This window comes from Oleiphilus sp. HI0043 (genome assembly GCF_001634935.1).
Map to the genome: position 1 here is coordinate 1 of NZ_LWEY01000889.1, position 581 is coordinate 581.

At 43.7% G+C, this 581-nt stretch carries 2 pseudogenes; one reads left to right on the forward strand and one right to left on the reverse strand.

The window, feature by feature from the left end:
* A pseudogene (locus A3729_RS10060) lies at positions 1-397 on the forward strand (cbb3-type cytochrome c oxidase subunit I); the annotation flags it as partial.
* On the opposite strand, the pseudogene A3729_RS31520 reads toward A3729_RS10060, so the two are convergent.
* A pseudogene (locus A3729_RS31520) lies at positions 394-507 on the reverse strand (cytochrome-c oxidase, cbb3-type subunit I); the annotation flags it as partial. The pseudogenes A3729_RS10060 and A3729_RS31520 sit on opposite strands and share 4 nt — an antisense overlap.
* Between the last annotated feature and the right edge of the window lie 74 nt (positions 508-581).

A 581-nucleotide genomic window follows, 5' to 3' on the forward strand; every position in this document is an offset into this window, starting at 1 on the left:
TCATTTCTGGTCACTGATTTCTTTATATGTATGGGCAGGCGCTCACCACCTACATTACAGCGCTCTTCCTGACTGGGCACAGAGTGCGGGCATGATCATGTCCCTAGTCCTACTAGCTCCATCATGGGGTGGTATGATCAACGGTATGATGACGCTTTCTGGTGCATGGCATAAACTACGTACTGACCCAGTACTACGTTTCTTGGTTGTATCGCTTTCTTTCTATGGCATGTCTACTTTCGAAGGTCCGATGATGTCTATCAAGACTGTAAACGCGCTATCTCACAACACTGACTGGACTATTGGGCACGTTCACTCTGGTGCACTCGGTTGGGTAGCGATGATTTCTATCGGTGCGGTTTATCACTTGATTCCAAAGCTTTATGGCATTAAAGAAATCAGTGACCAGAAATGAATAATAGATAGTCTGTAAGAATAAACTGGCTTGCCAGTCTGTTTAGGAACGAAGTAGTACATAATGCCCAAGAAGCCTGAGAAAAGCCTGAAAGTAGTTCTCATGTCGATGTTTCGAGTTTGCACTTTTCAGATCATGCTCTATCTTTTTAGTATGCACCTTTAAT